At 69.9% G+C, this 18,464-nt stretch carries 13 protein-coding genes, 1 tRNA gene and 1 pseudogene; 7 read left to right on the top strand and 8 right to left on the bottom strand.

The features are described 5' to 3' along the window. The first annotated feature begins 61 nt into the window (after positions 1 to 61). Positions 62 to 337, top strand: coding sequence for a hypothetical protein (locus ACK8N7_RS23950; RefSeq protein WP_015608703.1), 276 nt, complete (start codon positions 62 to 64; stop codon positions 335 to 337). 83 nt (positions 338 to 420) lie between these two features. Continuing rightward, positions 421 to 2,250 carry a glutamine--fructose-6-phosphate transaminase (isomerizing) gene (gene glmS, locus ACK8N7_RS23945; protein ID WP_500444105.1) on the top strand — a complete coding sequence of 610 codons (1,830 nt, stop codon included), beginning with the start codon at positions 421 to 423 and terminating at the stop codon, positions 2,248 to 2,250. 119 nt (positions 2,251 to 2,369) lie between these two features. Here the strand turns inward: glmS and ACK8N7_RS23940 are convergent, their stop codons facing one another. Then, positions 2,370 to 2,891 (bottom strand): universal stress protein, encoded by a 522-nt coding sequence (locus ACK8N7_RS23940; protein WP_015608705.1) that lies wholly within the window; start codon positions 2,889 to 2,891, stop codon positions 2,370 to 2,372. An 886-nt stretch (positions 2,892 to 3,777) separates the two neighbouring features. On the opposite strand from ACK8N7_RS23940, the gene ACK8N7_RS23935 reads away from it, so the two are divergent. From ACK8N7_RS23935 to ACK8N7_RS23925, 3 genes are all read left to right on the top strand, one after another. Beyond that, positions 3,778 to 4,980, top strand: a complete 1,203-nt coding sequence (locus ACK8N7_RS23935; RefSeq protein ID WP_015608706.1) for a helix-turn-helix domain-containing protein — start codon at positions 3,778 to 3,780, stop codon at positions 4,978 to 4,980. A gap of 10 nt (positions 4,981 to 4,990) precedes the next feature. Further along, positions 4,991 to 5,596, top strand: a complete 606-nt coding sequence (gene orn / locus ACK8N7_RS23930; RefSeq protein ID WP_031126138.1) for an oligoribonuclease — start codon at positions 4,991 to 4,993, stop codon at positions 5,594 to 5,596. A 120-nt stretch (positions 5,597 to 5,716) separates the two neighbouring features. Next, a tRNA-His gene (locus ACK8N7_RS23925) sits at positions 5,717 to 5,789 on the top strand. Between the two features lie 47 nt (positions 5,790 to 5,836). Here ACK8N7_RS23925 and ACK8N7_RS23920 read toward each other — a convergent pair. The 7 genes and pseudogenes from ACK8N7_RS23920 to ACK8N7_RS23890 form a co-directional block, all read right to left on the bottom strand. Continuing rightward, positions 5,837 to 6,151, bottom strand: a pseudogene (locus tag ACK8N7_RS23920) (lytic polysaccharide monooxygenase); the annotation flags it as partial. A 163-nt stretch (positions 6,152 to 6,314) separates the two neighbouring features. Then, a complete protein-coding gene (locus ACK8N7_RS23915; RefSeq protein WP_403213402.1) occupies positions 6,315 to 8,408 on the bottom strand; it encodes a TerD family protein in 2,094 nt (697 codons plus the stop codon). A gap of 190 nt (positions 8,409 to 8,598) precedes the next feature. Further along, complete coding sequence (locus ACK8N7_RS23910; RefSeq protein WP_015608710.1) at positions 8,599 to 9,630, bottom strand: LacI family DNA-binding transcriptional regulator; 1,032 nt, start codon at positions 9,628 to 9,630, stop codon at positions 8,599 to 8,601. A 165-nt stretch (positions 9,631 to 9,795) separates the two neighbouring features. After that, positions 9,796 to 11,253, bottom strand: a complete 1,458-nt coding sequence (locus ACK8N7_RS23905; RefSeq protein WP_500444104.1) for a GH1 family beta-glucosidase — start codon at positions 11,251 to 11,253, stop codon at positions 9,796 to 9,798. A gap of 82 nt (positions 11,254 to 11,335) precedes the next feature. Then, a complete protein-coding gene (locus ACK8N7_RS23900; RefSeq protein ID WP_500444103.1) occupies positions 11,336 to 12,256 on the bottom strand; it encodes a carbohydrate ABC transporter permease in 921 nt (306 codons plus the stop codon). A 14-nt stretch (positions 12,257 to 12,270) separates the two neighbouring features. Further along, positions 12,271 to 13,269, bottom strand: a complete 999-nt coding sequence (locus ACK8N7_RS23895; protein ID WP_500444102.1) for a carbohydrate ABC transporter permease — start codon at positions 13,267 to 13,269, stop codon at positions 12,271 to 12,273. A 139-nt stretch (positions 13,270 to 13,408) separates the two neighbouring features. Then, positions 13,409 to 14,734, bottom strand: coding sequence for an ABC transporter substrate-binding protein (locus ACK8N7_RS23890; RefSeq protein ID WP_403213048.1), 1,326 nt, complete (start codon positions 14,732 to 14,734; stop codon positions 13,409 to 13,411). A gap of 320 nt (positions 14,735 to 15,054) precedes the next feature. Between ACK8N7_RS23890 and aspT the strand changes: the two genes are divergently transcribed. Then, on the top strand, positions 15,055 to 16,731 hold the full coding sequence (gene aspT, locus ACK8N7_RS23885; RefSeq protein WP_500444101.1) for an aspartate-alanine antiporter: 1,677 nt from the start codon (positions 15,055 to 15,057) through the stop codon (positions 16,729 to 16,731). A gap of 55 nt (positions 16,732 to 16,786) precedes the next feature. Beyond that, positions 16,787 to 18,445 (top strand): bifunctional aspartate transaminase/aspartate 4-decarboxylase, encoded by a 1,659-nt coding sequence (locus ACK8N7_RS23880; RefSeq protein WP_500445839.1) that lies wholly within the window; start codon positions 16,787 to 16,789, stop codon positions 18,443 to 18,445. Positions 18,446 to 18,464: the final 19 nt, after the last annotated feature.

The raw sequence follows: 18,464 nt of genomic DNA, 5'->3' as shown, positions 1-18,464 counted from the left end.
CACCTGCCCGATATCGGGCAGATTTCTTGCATAAGGGCGCTCCGCCGAGCAATATCGACGCGTGCTTGAACGCCGCTCGTCGCACGACGACCTCATCGATCACCTCGTACGCTCCACCGCGCTCCAGCGCGGCGAGGCGGCCCGGGTGATCCTCGACGTGCTGGCGTACTTCGACGAGGGCACCGACGACTTCGTCCGGCGCCGCCACCGCGAACTGCAGTCCGGCGGCCTGGTCAACACGGAGATCTTCGAGCGGATCGCGGCCGAGCTGCCGCACCGCGCCGTGGCGCCGCCGGAGCTCTCGCTCCGCCAGCTGCGCCGCATCGTCTACGGCTGACCGGCCACGGCCGGCAGCCGGGCGCCCGTGCGGGGCGCCGAACGCATGCGTGTACGTGTACGTCGAGGAGGGGCAGAGAATCCATGTGCGGAATCGTCGGATATATCGGAAAGCGTGATGTCGCACCGCTGCTGCTGGAAGGCCTGCAGCGGCTGGAGTACCGGGGGTACGACTCCGCGGGCATCGTCATCACCGGCAAGGCGGCGGCGGGCAAGCCGGGTGCGCTGAAGATGGTCAAGGCCAAGGGCCGGGTCCGTGAGCTGGAGGCCAAGGTCCCCAAGCGGTTCGCCGGCACCACCGGCATCGCGCACACCCGCTGGGCCACCCACGGCGCCCCGAGCGACGAGAACGCCCACCCGCACATGGACGCGGAGAACAAGGTCGCCGTCGTCCACAACGGGATCATCGACAACGCCTCCGAGCTGCGCGCCAAGCTCACCGCGGACGGCACCGTCTTCCTCTCCGAGACCGACACCGAGGTGCTGGTCCACCTGATCGCCCGCGCCCAGGCCGAGACCCTGGAGGAGAAGGTCCGCGAGGCGCTGCGCTCGGTCGAGGGCACCTACGGCATCGCCGTGCTGCACGCCGACTTCAACGACCGCATCGTGGTCGCCCGCAACGGCTCCCCGGTCGTCCTCGGCGTCGGCGAGAAGGAGATGTTCGTCGCCTCCGACGTCGCCGCCCTGGTCGCCCACACACGCCAGGTCGTCACGCTGGACGACGGCGAGATGGCCACCCTGAAGGCCGACGACTTCCGTACGTACACGACGGAGGGCTCGACCACGACGGCCACGCCGACCACCGTGGAGTGGGAGGCCGAGTCGTACGACATGGGCGGCCACGACACGTACATGCACAAGGAGATCTCCGAGCAGGCCGACGCCGTGGACCGCGTCCTGCGCGGCCGGATCGACGACCGGTTCTCCACCGTCCACCTGGGCGGTCTCAACCTGGACGCCCGTGAGGCGCGCGGGGTGCGCCGGATCAAGATCCTCGGCTGCGGCACCTCGTACCACGCGGGCCAGATCGGCGCCCAGCTGATCGAGGAGCTCGCCCGCATCCCCGCCGACGCCGAGCCGGCCTCCGAGTTCCGCTACCGCAACCCGGTCGTGGACCCCGACACCCTGTACGTCGCGGTCTCCCAGTCGGGCGAGACGTACGACGTGCTGGCCGCCGTCCAGGAGCTGAAGCGCAAGGGCGCCCGCGTCCTCGGCGTGGTCAACGTGGTCGGCTCCGCGATCGCCCGGGAGGCCGACGGCGGTACGTACGTCCACGCGGGCCCGGAGGTCTGCGTGGTCTCCACCAAGTGCTTCACCAACACCGTGGTCGCCTTCGCGCTGCTCGCCCTGCACCTGGGCCGTATCCGTGACCTGTCGGTCGCCGACGGCAAGCGGATCATCGAGGGGCTGCGGAAGCTCCCCGGGCAGATCAGCGAGATCCTGGCGGGCGAGGACGAGATCAAGCGGCTCGCGGCGGAGTACGCGGACGCCAAGTCGATGATGTTCATCGGCCGGGTGCGCGGCTATCCGGTGGCCCGTGAGGCCTCGCTGAAGCTGAAGGAGGTCTCGTACATCCACGCCGAGGCCTACCCGGCCTCCGAGCTGAAGCACGGCCCGCTCGCGCTGATCGAGCCCGCGATGCCGACCGTGGCGATCGTGCCGGACGACGAGCTGCTGGAGAAGAACCGGGCCGCGATGGAGGAGATCAAGGCGCGCAGCGGCCGTATCCTCGCCGTCGCGCACCAGGTCCAGGAGAAGGCGGACCACACCATCGTCGTACCGAAGAACGAGAACGAGCTGGACCCGATCCTGATGGGCATCCCGCTCCAGCTCTTCGCTTACCACACGGCCCTCGCGATGGGCCGGGACATCGACAAGCCGCGCAACCTGGCGAAGTCGGTGACGGTCGAGTAGTCGGTCGGCAGGACGTACAGCGGGTCGGGCCCCGGCACCGTCGTTTGCGCGACGGTGCCGGGGCCCGACCCGTTGTGCTGGAAGGCCTTCTGGCGGCCCCTCAGGAGGCTGCCGGACCCTCAGGGGATGACGATGACGGGGCGCTGGGCCCGGCGGGCGAGGCGGCCCGCCACCGAGCCGAAGATCCGGCCGACGATGCCGTGGGTGGAGCCGACGACGATGGCGTCGGCGGAATACTCGCGGCCGACCTCCTCCAGCTCGTGGCAGATGTCGCCGCCGCGCTCCACCAGCACCCAGGGCACGTCGGAGAGGTAGTCCGCGCAGGCCAGCTCCAGGCCGAGGACCTCGGTGCGGTGGTCGGGGACGTCGACGAAGACGGGGGGCTCGCAGCCTGCCCAGACAGTCGTCGGGAGCCGGTTGGCCACGTGGACGATGATCAGGCCGGAGCCCGATCTGCCGGCCATGCCGATCGCGTAGGCGAGGGCCCGCTCACTGGAGGTGGAGCCGTCGAAACCGACCACGACTCCGTGCCGGAAGGCGGGATCGCACGCAGGGCGCGCCTCTTCGACCGTCCGCGGCTCCGACCGGGGGTCGGCTACCTGCTTGCGGTCTGCGGGTTCAGGGATTTCGTGACCGGCCATCGGTGTCTCGGCGAAGAGAGTCCTCTTGAGGAGGGAGCGGTTTCGAGAGGTGCGTCTGCAGGTGGAGAGCTCTGTCCGGGAATCATCTTCCCAACCCCATACCCCCAAGGGTACGGCGTCACTCCTCCACCGCCCAGACCCCCGCAAAAGCACGCGTGACGTTGGAGGGAGCATGCCCGAGGTGGTCCGGGATGGCAATGCCGGTTGTGTCGTACACGGGCCTCGGAGACTCCGGACAAGGGTGCCCGCCCTGTTTTCCGGGGCACTCGGCGGCCGTGCGGAGCACTCGGGAGCGACGCGCGCCGGGCCGGCGGCCCGTACCGCCGGTTCCCGTCGACTGCCGCCCACCGGTCGGTAATCCGACTGCCATTGCCCCAGGAGCCGCCCACACCCCGGCAGCCCGGCGCTTTCCGCCCCGGCGGCCCGAACGCGCCACGCTTCACCGGGCCGAGGGAGCGCATCGGGGCGGCCGTCAGGCGGGAGTTGTGCGCCGGGCGTGACTGGAACCCGCGCACACAACCGCTTGTTTTCAGCCAACTTCATATCTCGGCCGAACCCTTCGCGGAATGGCCGGAGGACCTACCGCCCACCAGGCAGGAAGAGACCGCGCGGTACGCTTTCACCCGACGCGGACGGGCCACGTTCGTGAAGGGCACTTCCCTGTGCGCTTCGCGGGTGAAACGCTTCGTGATCGAACGCTTCACGCCACGTTTCCTTATCGACATAGCGCCGGTGGGGGAAGGTGTCACGGCGGGACCACGCGACGCAGTAGATTCGATCTTGAAAATCGGGGACTGGGGAAACGTGCGAAACCGAGGGGAAACGTGCAGGAGCGGCAGGCCCGTAAGGACCAGGGAGACGCGAACACCGAGGGGGGCTTAGCGTCATGAGCCAGGACTCCGCCACCGCGACGGAGGCCGCACGCAAGCTGACCGGGCGGCGACGCCGGGAAGTCGTTGCCGTGCTGCTCTTCAGCGGCGGCCCTATCTTCGAGAGCTCCATCCCGCTCTCCGTTTTCGGAATCGACCGGCAGGACGCGGGAGTTCCCCGCTACCGCCTGCTGGTCTGTGGCGGCGAGGACGGACCACTCCGCACGACGGGTGGACTCGAACTGACCACGCCGTACGGCTTGGAGGCGATCAGCAGAGCAGGCACCGTCGTGGTGCCCGCCTGGCGGTCGATCACCTCGCCGCCGCCCGCCGAGGCACTGGACGCGCTGCGGCGCGCCCATGAGGAGGGCGCCCGCATCGTCGGCCTGTGCACGGGAGCCTTCGTGCTCGCGGCGGCCGGCCTGCTGGACGGCCGCCCGGCCACCACGCACTGGATGTACGCACCGACGCTGGCCAAGCGCTATCCGTCGGTGCACGTCGATCCGCGAGAACTCTTCGTGGACGACGGCGATGTGCTCACCTCCGCCGGTACGGCCGCCGGTATCGATCTCTGCCTCCATATAGTCCGCACCGACCACGGCACCGAGGCGGCGGGCGCACTCGCCCGCAGGCTCGTCGTGCCACCGCGGCGCAGCGGCGGGCAGGAGCGCTACCTGGACAGGTCCCTACCTGAAGAGATCGGCTCCGACCCGCTCGCCGAGGTCGTGGCCTGGGCGCTGGAGCATCTGCACGAGCAGTTCGACGTGGAGACGCTCGCGGCGCGCGCCTACATGAGCAGGCGGACCTTCGACCGCAGGTTCCGCTCGCTCACGGGGAGCGCACCGCTCCAGTGGCTGATCACCCAGCGGGTGCTTCAGGCACAGAGGCTGCTGGAGACCTCCGACTACTCCGTCGACGAGGTCGCCGGCCGCTGCGGCTTCCGCTCACCGGTCGCGCTGCGCGGGCACTTCCGCCGCCAGCTCGGCTCCTCCCCCGCCGCGTACCGGGCCGCCTACCGGGCCCGTCGTCCGCAGGGGGTGGCGGAGAGCGCCGCGACGGTGCTGGAGACGGTCGTGCCCAGCCAGGGTGCGCCGTCCGGCCGCAGGGGCACACCGGTCTCGGTATCGGCGTCGGCGGGCTCCTCGGAGCACTCGCTGCCGGTCCCTGACGCGTACGTTCCCGGGCGCCCGGCCCTGCCGGGACAGCGGAGCGCCCCGTAGGGTGGGGCGCATGAACGACCGCATGGTGTGGATCGACTGCGAGATGACCGGGCTCTCGTTGACGGACGACGCACTCATCGAGGTGGCCGCCCTGGTCACCGACTCGGAGTTGAACGTGCTCGGTGACGGGGTGGACATCGTGATCCGCCCGCCGGACGCGGCGCTGGAGACCATGCCCGAGGTGGTGCGGCAGATGCACACCACCTCGGGTCTCCTCGACGAGCTGGCCGGGGGCACCACCCTGGCCGACGCCGAGGAGCAGGTCCTGGCGTACATCCGCGAGCATGTGAAGGAGCCCGGCAAGGCACCGCTCTGCGGAAACTCGGTCTCCACCGACCGCGGTTTCCTGGCGCGGGACATGCGGGAGCTGGAGGGCTACCTCCACTACCGGATCGTGGACGTGTCCTCGGTCAAGGAGCTGGCCCGGCGCTGGTACCCCCGGGCGTACTTCAACAGCCCGGACAAGAACGGCAACCACCGGGCGCTGGCGGACATCCGTGACTCCATCACGGAACTCCGCTACTACCGGGAGGCGGTCTTCGTACCGCAGCCCGGCCCGGACTCGGAGCGCGCCAAGGAGATCGCGGCGCGCCAGGTGACCCGCGCCACACAGTAGAAAACCGCTGGTCAAGGGCGTTCCGACGCCCGCGGACCGGCCCCGGGAAACGGGGGCGCGAGCACCCTCCCGGACCCTGTACACTTTTTCTCGGCCGGTCGGAAACGACCGGACGACATGGTGGGTATAGCTCAGCTGGCAGAGCACCTGGTTGTGGTCCAGGATGTCGCGGGTTCAAGTCCCGTTACTCACCCTGACGGAAGGGCCCCGGTCTTCGGACCGGGGCCCTTCTTCGTGTCTGCTCTTCCCGGCCTGTACGGCGGAGGCGGGCCAGGCCCCGCCGCGCGGGTCGTCCAGCTCGGCGAAGCGCTGGTTGCCTCCGGCGCAGATCAGCCCGTCACGGGGGTCGCCGGCCGGGAACCCCTTGGGGCCTTCGACACTCGGCGGCTCCCACTGGATCTGCCCGCAGTCGCGGACGGTCCCGTTGCCGCAGAGCTGCTGCCGGCTGACGGGTGAATCGGTGTAGCCGTGGCTCTGTGCGTTGCCCGAGGTGGCCAGCAGGGAGACCCCGGCGACGCCGAGGCCGAGGAATAGGGCGGTGATCTCTCTGCGCATGTGGTGCTCCTGAGGTGAGGGGTGGAGCTTGCGGACAGATGGATCGGGTCCGGGCCGGACGGCGGCTCGCCACACTTGGTCTAGACCAGGACGGAGGCTAGTCCTGCCTTTTGGTCATGTCCATACCATTGAGGGCTGTTACGGGTGGCGGCTCCGGCCCTCGTCAGCCCGCCGGCTCCTCGCTGCGGGAGCGGCGGGTGGCGGGGGCCTCCACCTGGGCGACGACCTGGGCGTGGAAGCGGTCCACCGCCTCGTCGACGCTGCGGATGAAGCCGGTCTCGGCGCTGCCCCGGCCGCTGCCCATGCCCTTGAACAGGGAGAGCCGGAAGCCGGTGATCTGCGCCCCGTCCTTGGGGACGATGTCGGCGGGCTCCGGGCGCAGCCGTTCCAGCGTGCCGCGAGGACCGGCGCCCCGGCCGTCGACGAGCGTCTCGATGTGCAGGTCGGCAGGGGCCTCGGAGAGCCGCCTGATCAGCCGCTTGACCCGGCTGAGGGGGTAGCCCGGCTCGGCGGACGGGACCTCGATCGACGTACGGAGCTTGCCGGTGCGCAGATCGGCGGTGATGGCCAGAACGCCCGGCGTGCCCTCGATCCGGATCTCCGCGTTCAGCCGCCCCTGCTCACAGAGGTGGTCGGCCAGCTCCGTGCGGCGGACACTCGGGTCGGAGCCGCGCCGGGTGCGCTGGACCGGCAGGACCTTCTGGCCCAGTTCGCCGCCCAGCCGCAGGCAGACCTGCCGGACCAGGCGCTCCCAGTTCTCGATGACCTCCAGGGCCCGGGCGTCGCCCTGGCACAGGGTCTCGTCGTCGATCCCCCGGCGCACCGGGACCCAGGCCGCTCCCATGTTCTGGAAGCCGTGGCAGCCGGAGTTCTCGTGCTGGAGGTAGTGGAGGAGCTCCTGGAGCAGCCAGGCGTGGGCGGCGTTGCCGACGCCATCGTGACGGATCAGCATCTGCGCCTGGTGCACGACCTCGGCCCAGGACAGATGCCAGAGGGCCACCTTGTGCTTGCGCCGGCCGTCGATCCGTACGTCGACGAGCGGGCTGCCTTCGAGCGCCACGTCGTTGGACAGGGTGATGACGGCCTCGTACCCCCGGCGGGCGGCGATGTCCATGTACGCCTGCACCTGGTCGGGCTTGAGCGCGTTGCCGTTGGTCTTGGTCTCGACCAGCGCCGTCCACAGCTTGCCCGCCCGTTCGACCCGGACCACGCCGTCCGGGCGCCGGGGCGACTCCCCGTGCGGCAGCGTCACCTCGGTGAACGTCTCCATCCGGCCGGCCGGTGCGCCGAACCCGGCGGTGAGACGGCGGCCGAACTCGGGCACCTGGGCCATCACCGACAGGACGACGGAGGTGGCCCGCGTCTCGCGCTCACGGTCGCTCTTGAGCGCCGACACGGGGAACAGCCGGGCGGAGCGCCACGATTCGTTGTCGGCGAGGCTCTTCCTGGTCGTACGGGGGAGGGTGACCTTCTTCTTCGCCGTACGGGGGCGGCGTGCGGGTTTGGGCGGCGTGGCGGGGCCGTCCGGCACCGGGGCCGCGGGGGCGTGGTCCGCGCGGGCACCGGTGGCCTGGGCGGGGACCCGGGCCGGGGCGGCGGGCCGGCCACCCGCCACCGGCTCCGGCAGCGCGGTCTCCGCACCCGGCGGCGGCGCCCCCTCGGCGTACTCCTGCTCCTGCTCCGGCCCCTGCTCGCCCTGCTCCTGGGCTTCCTCCGCCGCGTCGTCGTCGATGTCGACGCCGTAGTCGGTCGCCAGCCCGGCGAGCCCCGACTCGTACCCCTGGCCGACGGCGCGGAACTTCCACTCCCCCGAACGCCGGTACAGCTCGCCGAAGATGACCGCGCTGACCTCGTCGGCCTCCCTCACGGCGAACCGGACCAGGCCGTCGCCCGCGCTGTCCGCGAGGGTGAGGCGGAGGTCGTCCAGCTCGCCGAAGCGGGATCCGCCGTATCGGCTGGCGGCGACGACCACCTTGTCGATCTCCTCCGGCACGGCATCCAGATCGAAGCTGATCCGGTCCTCGCTGCCGTCGGCCGTGGGTGTCTTGCCGAGCAGCTGCACGCTTCCGTTGCCGGCCACCGGATTGTTGTAGAAGCAGAAGTCGACGTCGCTGCGGACCTTCCCGGCGCCGTCGAGCAGCAGTACGGAGACGTCGGCGTCGCCCTCACCCGTGGCGCTGCTCCACCCCAGGCTGACCATCACCGAGCCGACGTCCTCGCTCAGCGCCGCAAGTCCGACATTGGCGCCCTTGACCATCTCGTGCACGAGGCCCCCCAGATGCACAGCCGCTCGGAACGCACCCGGCAGCCAGCTGTGTGACGTGTGTGGTGCGTCACACATTCGTCGTACGCAGCGAACAGTAGCCCTCGGAGCGGAGACGCGTGAAGAACTTGTGAAATCCGGAAGTCCCGCCGCCGCTACCGGGGCAGGCGACTCCCGGCCACCGTCACGACGAGTCGCGGACCACCAGCTCCGTCGGAAGCACCACCGTGGGCCGCTCCCCCGTCCGCCCCGCGATCTCCTCCAGGAGGAGCTGGGCCATGCGGCGGCCCATCTCCTCGATGGGCTGGCGGACGCTGGTGAGGGCCGGGTGCATATGGCGGGCGACCACCGAGTCGTCGAAGCCGATCAGGGCCACGTCGTCGGGGATGCGGCGGTCCGCCTCGCGCAGGACCTGGCGGGCGCCGGCCGCCATCACGTCGGAGGCCGCGAAGACCGCGTCCAGGTGGGGGCGGCGGGCCAGGAGTTCGCGCATCGCCCGTGCGCCGCCCTCCTCGGTGAAGTCGGCGGGCGCGATGAGGCGCTCGTCCGGGGGCAGGCCCGCGGCGGCGAGGGCGGCGCGGTAGCCGTCCAGGCGGCGCTGGGCCCCGTAGACCTCCAGGCGGCCGGTGATCGTGGCGACCGAGCGGCGGCCCCGGGTGATCAGGTGCTCGACGGCCGCCCTCGCCCCGTCGAAGTTGTCCGAGTCGACCGAGGCCAGCGGCTCGTTCGCGTGCCGGGCCCCACTGATCACGCACGGCATGCCGAGCTGTTCCAGCAGTTCGGGCAGCGGGTCGTCGGCGTGCACCGCGACCAGCAGGACGCCGTCGACCCGGTGCGCGGTCAGGTACTGGGCGAGCCGGCGGCGCTCGCGGTCGTTGCCCGCCAGGGTGAGGAGCAGCTGCATCTCGGTGTCGGCGAGAGCCGCGCCCACGCCGCGCACTATGGCGGAGAAGTACGGCTCCGCGAAGAAGCGGGTCTCCGGCTCCGGCACCACGAGCGCGATGGCGTCGGTGCGGTTGCCGGCGAGGGCGCGGGCGGCGCGGTTGGGGACGTAGCCCAGCTCGGCCACGGCCGCCTGGACCGCCTCGCGGGTCGCCTCGCTGACCCGGGGCGAGCCGTTGATGACCCGGGAGGCGGTGCCGCGACCGACCCCGGCCCTGGCCGCGACCTCTTCGAGCGTGGGCCGCCCGCCGTTCCGTACTCGCGCTGCCGCCATGGCTGCCTCCCCGTTCCCGGTCAATTTCTCACAGCCGTACAGTCAATCCAAGTCCTGGATCGATCACCCCGACGAGCGTACGGTCAGTGTATTGGGAGCGCTCCCAAGCCGGGGAATGGCGCGGGCCCCGGTCGGGGGTGACCGGGGCCCGCGGCTCTCACGAGGTCAGGCTTCCGACGGCAGGCCGTGGTGGGCGATCACCTCGCTGTACCAGTGGGCGCTGGACTTGGGTGTGCGGAGCTGGGTCTCGTAGTCGACGTGCACGGCACCGAACCGCTTCGAATACCCGTACCCCCACTCGAAGTTGTCCATCAGCGACCAGAGGAAGTAGCCGCGAACGTCCGCCCCGTCGGCCACCGCCCGCTGCACGGCGGCCAGATGGCCGTGCAGGTAGGCGATGCGCTCCGGGTCGTGGACCCGGCCGTCCGCGTCCGGGACGTCCTCGAAGGCCGCGCCGTTCTCGGTGACCATCAGCGGCAGGCCCGGGTTCTCACGGGAGACGTCCATGAGGAGGGCGTGCAGGCCGTTCGGGTCGACCGACCAGTTCATGGCCGTGCGCGGTTTGCCCTCGGCGAGGTGGAACGCCACGTGCTCCGAGCCCGGCCACGGGGAGTGGTCGCTGTTGCCGTGGCCGTCGTTACGGGTGTCACCGGCGCCGGACGCGGGCGTGGAGACGATCGTGGGCGTGTAGTAGTTGACGCCCAGTACGTCGATGGGGCGGGCGATCGCCGCCAGGTCTCCGTCGTGGACCAGGGAGGACCACTTCACCAGGCGGTCCGTGTCGGCCAGCAGGTCCTCCGGGTAGGCGCCGTGCAGCATCGGGCCCGTGAAGATCCGGTTGCCCACCGCGTCGATCCGGCGCGCCGCGTCGGCGTCCGCCTCGCTGCCGGTCAGCGGGCGGACCTGGTGGAGGTTGAGGGTGACCGAGGTCTGCGCGGTGGCGGGGAGGTTGGTGCGCAGCGCCTCGGTCGCCCGGCCGTGGGCCAGGTTGAGGTGGTGGGCGGCCCGCAGTGCGGCGGCCGGTTCGGTGCGGCCGGGGGCGTGGACCCCGGAGCCGTAACCGAGGAAGGCCGTGCACCAGGGCTCGTTCAGCGTCGTCCACATGCCGACCCGGTCGCCGAGCGCGCGGGCCATGATGGCCGCGTAGTCCGCGAACCGTTCGGCCGTCGCGCGCTCGGGCCAGCCGCCCGCGTCCTCCAGCTCCTGGGGCAGGTCCCAGTGGTAGAGCGTGGCGACGGGCGTGATGCCGGCCTCCAGCAGCTCGTCGACGAGCGACCGGTAGAAGTCCAGGCCGCGTTCGACGGCGGGGCCCCGGCCGGTGGGCTGGACCCGGGACCAGGAGACGGAGAAGCGGTACGCCTTGAGGCCGAGCCGCTTCATCAGCGCGACGTCGTCCCGGTAGCGGTGGAAGTGGTCGGCGGCCACGTCTCCGGTGTCGCCGCCCAGGACCTTGCCGGGGGTGTGGCTGAAGGTGTCCCAGATCGAGGGGGTGCGGCCGTTCTCGGTGGCCGCCCCCTCCACCTGGTACGCGGCGGTGGCGGCGCCCCAGATGAAGCCGGTCGGGAAGGGGGCGGGGGCCGTGGGGGCCTGCTGCGGGGCGGTGTCGGATCGTACGACTGTCATGTGGGAGCGCTCCCATGGGGGTAGGGGAAGGAGAGGGGTGGAGGCGGCGGTGCGGTCCGGGCCGACCGCACCGCTTGTGGCGTCAGCCCTTGACCGCGCCCGACATGATCCCGCCCACGATCTTCTTGCCGAAGACCACGAACACCACCAGCAGCGGCAGCGTGCTGATCAGCGCGCCCGCCATGACGATGGACTGGTCGGGGGTGTACGAGGCGCTGAGCTGGCCGAGGGCCACCTGCAGGGTCGGGTTCTGCTGGTTGAGGGCGAGGTAGGGCCAGAAGAAGTCGTTCCACGCCTGGACGAAGGTGAGCATCCCCAGCACCATCATCGCGGGGCGGGCCACCGGCAGCACCACGCTCACCACGATGCGGAGGTTGTTCGCCCCGTCGATCCTGGCCGCCTCGATCAGCTCGTACGGCAGCGCCTCGATCAGGTACTGGCGCATGAAGAACACGCCGAACGCGCTCACCAGCGTCGGGAAGATCACCGATTCGAGCTGTCCGCCCCAGCCGAGGCCGGACATCATCATGAAGAGCGGGACCACGCTGAGCTGCGGCGGGATGGTGAGCGTGGCGATGACGGCGGTCATCAGCCAGCCGCGGCCCCGGAAACGCATCTTGGCGAACGCGTACCCGGCGAGCGTGCAGAAGAAGAGCGTCGCGGCCGTGATGGACGACGAGACGATGATGCTGTTGAGGATCGCCTTGCCGAGGTTGGCCTGCTCCCAGGCCGTGGAGACGTTCTCCAGCAACTTGCCGCCCGGCAGGAACGGCGGCGTGGTGGCGAGGACTTCGTCCTGTGTGCGGGAGGCCGCCACCAGGGTCCAGTACAGCGGCAGCAGTGAGCCGAAGCCGACGACGGCGAGCGCGAGATACGCGAACGGGCCGCCCTTCATCTGCTGGCCGGCGCCCATCTTGAAGCGGCTGGGGCGGTGCGGGGCGCTGCCCTTCGGGGCCGGCGCGAGCTTCACCGGGGCGGTGGGCGTGGGGCTGGTCATGGTCATGGAAGGGCTCCCGGTCAGACCGCGGACTTGCGGACGAAGCGGCCGATGAACCAGTTGGCCGCGGCGATGATGAGCAGGAGCGCGAGCATGGCCCAGGCCACGGCGGCCGCCGGACCGAGGTGTCCGAGGTTCCAGCCGTAGTTGTAGAGGTAGATGCTGAGCGTCTCGTACTGGTTCTCGTTGCCGCCGGTGGCGCCGAGCGCGCCGCCCTCCAGCAGCAGCGGCTCACCGAACAGCTGCATGGACCCGATGGTCGAGATGACGATCGTGAACAGGATCGTCGGCCGCAGCGAGGGGATGGTGACCTTGCGGAACTGCTGCCAGCGCGACGCGCCGTCCAACGAGGCCGCCTCGTAGAGGTCGTTGGGGACCGCCTGCATCGCCGCCAGGTAGATCAGCGCGTTGTAGCCGGTCCAGCGCCAGATCACGATGATCGAGATCGCGAGCTTCGAAGTCCAGTGCCCGTTGGCCCAGTTGACCGGGTCGAAGCCGACGAGGCCGAGCGTCCAGTTCAGCAGTCCGCCGTCCGCCCGGAAGACCAGCGCGAAGACGAGGGCCGCGGAGGCGACGGAGGTCGCGTACGGCGTGAGGATGACCGTGCGCCAGAACGTGCTGGCGCGCAGGCGGTAGTTGAGCAGATGGGCGAGGCCGAGGGCCACCAGGAGCTGCGGGACGGTGGAGATCACCCCGATCAGGAAGGTGTTGCTGACCGAGGTCCAGAACTCCGGGTCGTGCAGGATCTTGTCGAAGTTCTCCCAGCCCACCCACTCCATGGAGTCCAGGCCGGTCATCTCCACCCGGTGCAGGGCGATCCAGCCGGTGTAGAGCAGCGGGTAGAGACCGAAGGCCCCGAAGACCAGGAAAAACGGCGCGATGTACGCGTACGGGGACGCCTTGTCGTCGAACCGCCACAGCCGGCTGCGCCACAACTGCCGCCGCTCGGACGGTGCTTCCTTCCGTGGTTCGCGGGGCGGGGACGCGTACGCGTCCCGGGTGGGGGTCGAGGTTGCCACGGGCGGGAGTCCTTCCCTGGGGGCGCTCCGCCGGAGGTGGACGGGCGGGCGGAATGTGTGTGGAGGGGCGGAGGGCGCGGCCGGGGCGGGCGGGCGCGGCAGGGGTCGCCCGCCCGCCCCGGTGTGCGGCCGGTTCAGCTCAGCCGATCGCCTTGTCGATGGTCCGGACAGCGACGTCCCAGGCCGCGTCCGGCTTCGTTCCGCGCTGCTCCATGTTGTTGATCTGCGTGGAGATCGAGTCCTTGATCACGCCGTCCTTCGGGCCGAGCACCGCCTCGGGGATGGACTTCGCCCCGTCCGCGTAGATCTGGCCGATGGGGGCGTCGTTGAAGTACGGCAGGGTGGCGCTCTTCACGTCGGGCAGCTCGTAGGCACCCTGGTTGGACGGGAAGACCCCGATCGCCTTGAAGACGGCGGCCTGCTGCTCGGGCGCGGTCAGCCACTTGACGAGCTTGGTGGCCTCGTCGACGTTCTTCCCGGACTTCGGTACGGCGAGGAAGGAGCCGCCCCAGTTGGCGGCGGTGGTGCCGGGGGCGCTGGTGATGTCCCACTTGCCCTTGTTGGCGTCACCGGCGTACGTGGAGATCTGGCCGGCCATCCAGGCGGGGCAGACGACGGTGGCGACGGTGCTCTTGCGCAGGGCCGACTGCCACTGGTCCTCGAACTGGGCCAGGCCCTGCGTCAGCTTCTTGGAGGCGGCCTCGGCGGCGAGGTCCCAGCCCTTGGCGACGCTTGCGCTCTCCTTGTAGACCGGCTTGCCGCTCGCGTCGTAGTACTGCTCGGGGCTGGAGCTGACGACCGCGTTGAACATGGCGCTCGCGGAGTCCATGAAGTAGGTGCCCTTCGGCGCCTTCTTCTTGTACTCCTCGCCGAGCGCGAGGAAGTCCTCCCAGCCGCCCGCGGTCCGCTTGGCGACCTCGGTGCGGTCGGTGGGCAGGCCGGCCTTCTCGAACAGCTCACGGTTGTAGCAGAGGGACATGGGGCCGATGTCGGTGCCCGCGCCGATCACCGCGCCGCTGGGGGCGGTGGCCTGCTTGGCCTTCCACGACACCCACTCGTCGACGTCGATCACCTTGGAGAGGTCGGCGAAGGAGTCCGCCTTGGTGTCGACGATCTCCTTGATCCGGCCGACCTCGATGCCCTGGACGTCCGCGAGGCCACTGCCCGAGTTCAGCTGCTGAAGCAGCTTGGGGTAGTAGTTCTTCTCCTCGGCGGTGGTGTCCTCCTTGACCGTGATCTTCGGGTTCAGCTCGTGGTACTTCTCGAAGAGCCCGGCCTCCTTGTACCCGAACTGGCCGAAGTCGGCCAGGGTCAGCGTGATGTTGCCGTCGGCGTCGGCCCCCTTGCTGCCGGAGTCGGACGAGCCGCCGCAGCCGGTGAGCAACAGGGCGGTGACCGTCAGGCCGGTGGTGGCCACGATCGCGGTTCTCCGGCGTCGACCGGCAACGCTGCGGGTGATGCGCATTCCACTGCTCCTTGTTCCGGGGAGTCCTACGGAAAGGAAGCGCGCGAGATCCCCTCCCGTTGTTGTGGGAGCGCTCCCATGCGCCGATGCCGGAAGGTTCCTGCCTCAAGGGGGTGGGTGTCAAGAGTTGAAGACGATTCCGTTGCCGAGGGATGTCCACCGCGTCACGCGGCGGCGACCGGGCCGCCCACCCGTCGGAAGATGAACGGGGGCGGTCGGCGCCCGGCGAAATGCCAGGTGGACCCACCCCTGTTAATTTCGCCCTTATGCCCCCTTTGATCATTCTGGCCCCCGACACCGGACCGGGTGGGTGAGGCGGGATGGGCATTCTGCGCGACCATCCCGAACTGGCCCTCTTCTTCTGTCTCGCCGCCGGATATCTCGTCGGCAAGCTCCGCGTCGGACCGATCACGCTCGGCGGCATCTGCGGCACGCTGATCGTGTCGCTGCTGATCGGCACCCGGCACGTCAGCGTCGACGACGACGTCAAGACCGTCTTCTTCGCGCTGTTCATCTTCTCGCTCGGCTATATGGCCGGGCCGCAGTTCTTCGCCAACCTCAACCGCTCCAGCCTGCGCTTCTTCGTGCTCTGCCTGATCGAACTGGTCTGTGTCCTCGGTATCGCCTACGGGCTGGCCAAGGCCTTCGACCTGGACGTCGGCACGGCCGCCGGGATCCTGGCGGGGGCGGCCACCGAGTCCGCCGTCGTGGGGACGGCGACCGAGGCGATCGGCAAGCTCAGCGATCTGACCTCCGAGCAGATCACCCAGTACCAGGGGCACGTGGCGACCGCCTACACGGTCTGCTACCTCTTCGGCCTGATCACCATCGTCCTCTTCACCAGCCAGATCATGCCGATGCTGCTGCGTATCAACCTGGCCGACGCCTCCCGCGAGCTGTGGGAGAAGATGCGCGGCGGCCACGCCGGACTGGAGTCCGACGAACGCGAGGCGCTGCCCGGCATGGTCGGCCGCACCTATCTGGTGACCCTGGCCGACGGACGTACGATCGGTGACCTGGAGAGCTCACTGGGCGGCCACATCACGGTCGAGGGGGTCAAGCGCGGCAGCAAGCTACTCACGCCCTCCCCCGGCCTGGAGCTGACCCTCAGCGACCTGGTCCAGATCGTCGGCCGGCGCTCCGCGATCATCGAGGCGGGCCGGGAGATCGGCCCGGAGACCCCGGCCGTCCCGGGGCTCGACACCCCGCTGGCCACCAGCCAGGTCGCCGTCACCGAGAAGGCGACCGCCGGTTCGACCATCGACCGGCTGGAGAAGAACCATCCGGAGTTCCGCAAGGACGGCGTCTACATCACCGACGTCCTCCGCAACGACCAGCACCTCCCCGCCAGCGGGGAGACCGTCCTCCAGCGGGGTGACGTCCTCACCCTGGTCGGCGCCCGGGGCGGGCTGAACAAGCTGGTGGCCAAGATCGGCGCGGTGGTCAAGAACGACTCCACCGACTTCGTCTACATCGGCTTCGGCATCGTCGCCGGCTCCCTGCTCGGCCAGATCGTGGTCAAGCTCGGGGACGTCCCGATGTCGCTCGGCACGGGCGGCGGCTGCCTCATCTCCGGCCTCGTCTTCGGCTGGTTCCGCTCCCGCAAACAGACCTTCGGCGCGTTCCCCCCGCAGGCCGCGACCACGCTCAAGGACATGGGCCTGGCCGTCTTCATCGCCTGTACGGGACTGGCGGCGGGGCCGCAGGCCTGGCCGCTGCTCAAGCAGTACGGGGCGCTGCTGCCGTTCGCCGGGATCGCCATGGTCCTCGTGCCGGCGACGATCTCGCTCGTCGTCGGGCGGAAGCTGTTGAAGATCGAGAAACCGCTGCTGATCGGTGCCATCGCCGGACAGCAGTGCTCGACCCCGGCGATCACCTCCATCACCCAGGTGGCCCAGAGCTCCGTACCGCTGCTCGGCTACACGATCACGTACACGCTCTCCAACTTCCTGCTGCCGCTGACCGGCCCCATCCTCGTCGGCGTGCTGGGGGCCTGAGATGACGACGGCCGGCCCCCCGACCACCGACGACCTCCACGGAGCGGACACCGCCATGCCCAAGACCACCCGCCTCAGCCGGGAGGAGATCCGGTCCTTCGCCCAGCTCTCGCCCTTCGAGCTGAAGGACAAATTCATCCGGATCGCGACGGAGGCGCAGAGCGACAAGCCCGGCCAGAAGGGGAAGACGACCCGGGCGATGCTCAACGCGGGCCGGGGCAACCCGAACTGGACCGCCACCGGCCCGCGCGAGGCGTACCACGCGCTCGGCTACTTCGCGATTCAAGAGTCCCGCCGGGTCTGGACGGCTGACAACCTCGGCGGGATGCCCGAGGAGGAGGGGTGTGCGGAGCGGTTCGAGCACTTCGTCCGTACGCATCCGGAGCTGCCCGGCATCGAGCTGCTGAAGGCGAGCGTGGACCTGGCGGTGAAGCGGTTCGGCTTCGACCGGGACGCGTTCGTGCACGAACTGGCGGACTCCTCGATCGGGGACAACTACCCGGTGCCGGACCGGATCCTGCGCCACACCGAGGAGATCGTGCGCGGCTACCTCGCGGACGAGATGTTCGACCACCGGCCGCCCGAGGGGCAGACGCTGAGCCTGTTCGCGACCGAGGGCGGCACGGCGGCGATGTGCTACATCTTCGACTCGCTGCTGAAGAACGGGATCCTGAAGAAGGGCGACCGGATCGCCCTGATGGTCCCGGTGTTCACCCCGTACCTGGAGATCCCCGAGCTGGACACGTACGGCTTCGACGTGGTCCACGTGGAGGCGAACCTGTTCACCGAGACCGGGGTGCGGCAGTGGCGCTACCCGCCGGAGGAGATCGCCAAGCTGGCGGACCCGTCGGTGAAGATGGTCTGCTGCGTCAATCCGAGCAACCCGCCCTCGCTGGCGCTCTCTTCGCGGGTCACCGAGCAGATCGTCTCCATCGTCGGCGAGCAGAACCCGCACCTGGTCATCGTGACCGACGACGTGTACGGAACATTCGTGGAGGGGTTCCGCTCGCTCGCCGCCGACCTGCCGCGGAACACGCTGCTCGTCTACTCCTACTCCAAGCACTACGGGGCGACCGGCTGGCGGCTCGGGGTGATCGCGCTGCACGACGACAACGTGATCGACGCGATGCTGAAGGACCAGGGAGCGGAGCAGAAGGAACGTCTCAACAAGCGTTACGGAACTCTGTCGTTGGAGCCGGAGAAGATGAAATTCATCGACCGGATGGTGGCGGACTCCCGGCAGGTGGCGCTGAACCACACGGCGGGGCTCTCGCTCCCGCAGCAGGTGATGATGGCGCTGTTCTCGCTCTTCGACATGCTGGACGAGGGGCAGGCGTACAAGCACCGCATCCGGGCCATCGTGCAGCAGCGGCTCCAACTCCTTCTGGAGGGCGTGCACATGAAGGTCTCGGAGGACCCGAAGCGGGCCGCGTACTACATCGAACTGGACCTGCTGGCGGAGGCGGAGCGCGTCCACGGGAAGCCGTTCGCCCAGTTCCTGGAGGCGAACTACGAACCGGTGGACCCGCTCTTCCGGCTGGCCGAGCAGACGTCGGTGGTCCTGCTCAACGGCGGCGGCTTCGACGGGCCGGAGTGGTCGGTACGGGTGTCGCTGGCCAACCTGGACGACCTGGACTACCTGAAGATCGGGCACCATCTGCGGGCGATCTTCGACGAGTACGCGGAGGAGTGGCGGGGTTCTTCCAGCCCTTGAGGACATCGTCCGGGCGCCG

It is taken from the genome of Streptomyces griseobrunneus (genome assembly GCF_046713465.1).
GTDB classification, from domain to species: Bacteria; Actinomycetota; Actinomycetes; order Streptomycetales; family Streptomycetaceae; genus Streptomyces; species Streptomyces microflavus.
Note: the sequence above shows the minus strand (reverse complement) of the source record. Positions and strands in the feature narration are given on the sequence as shown.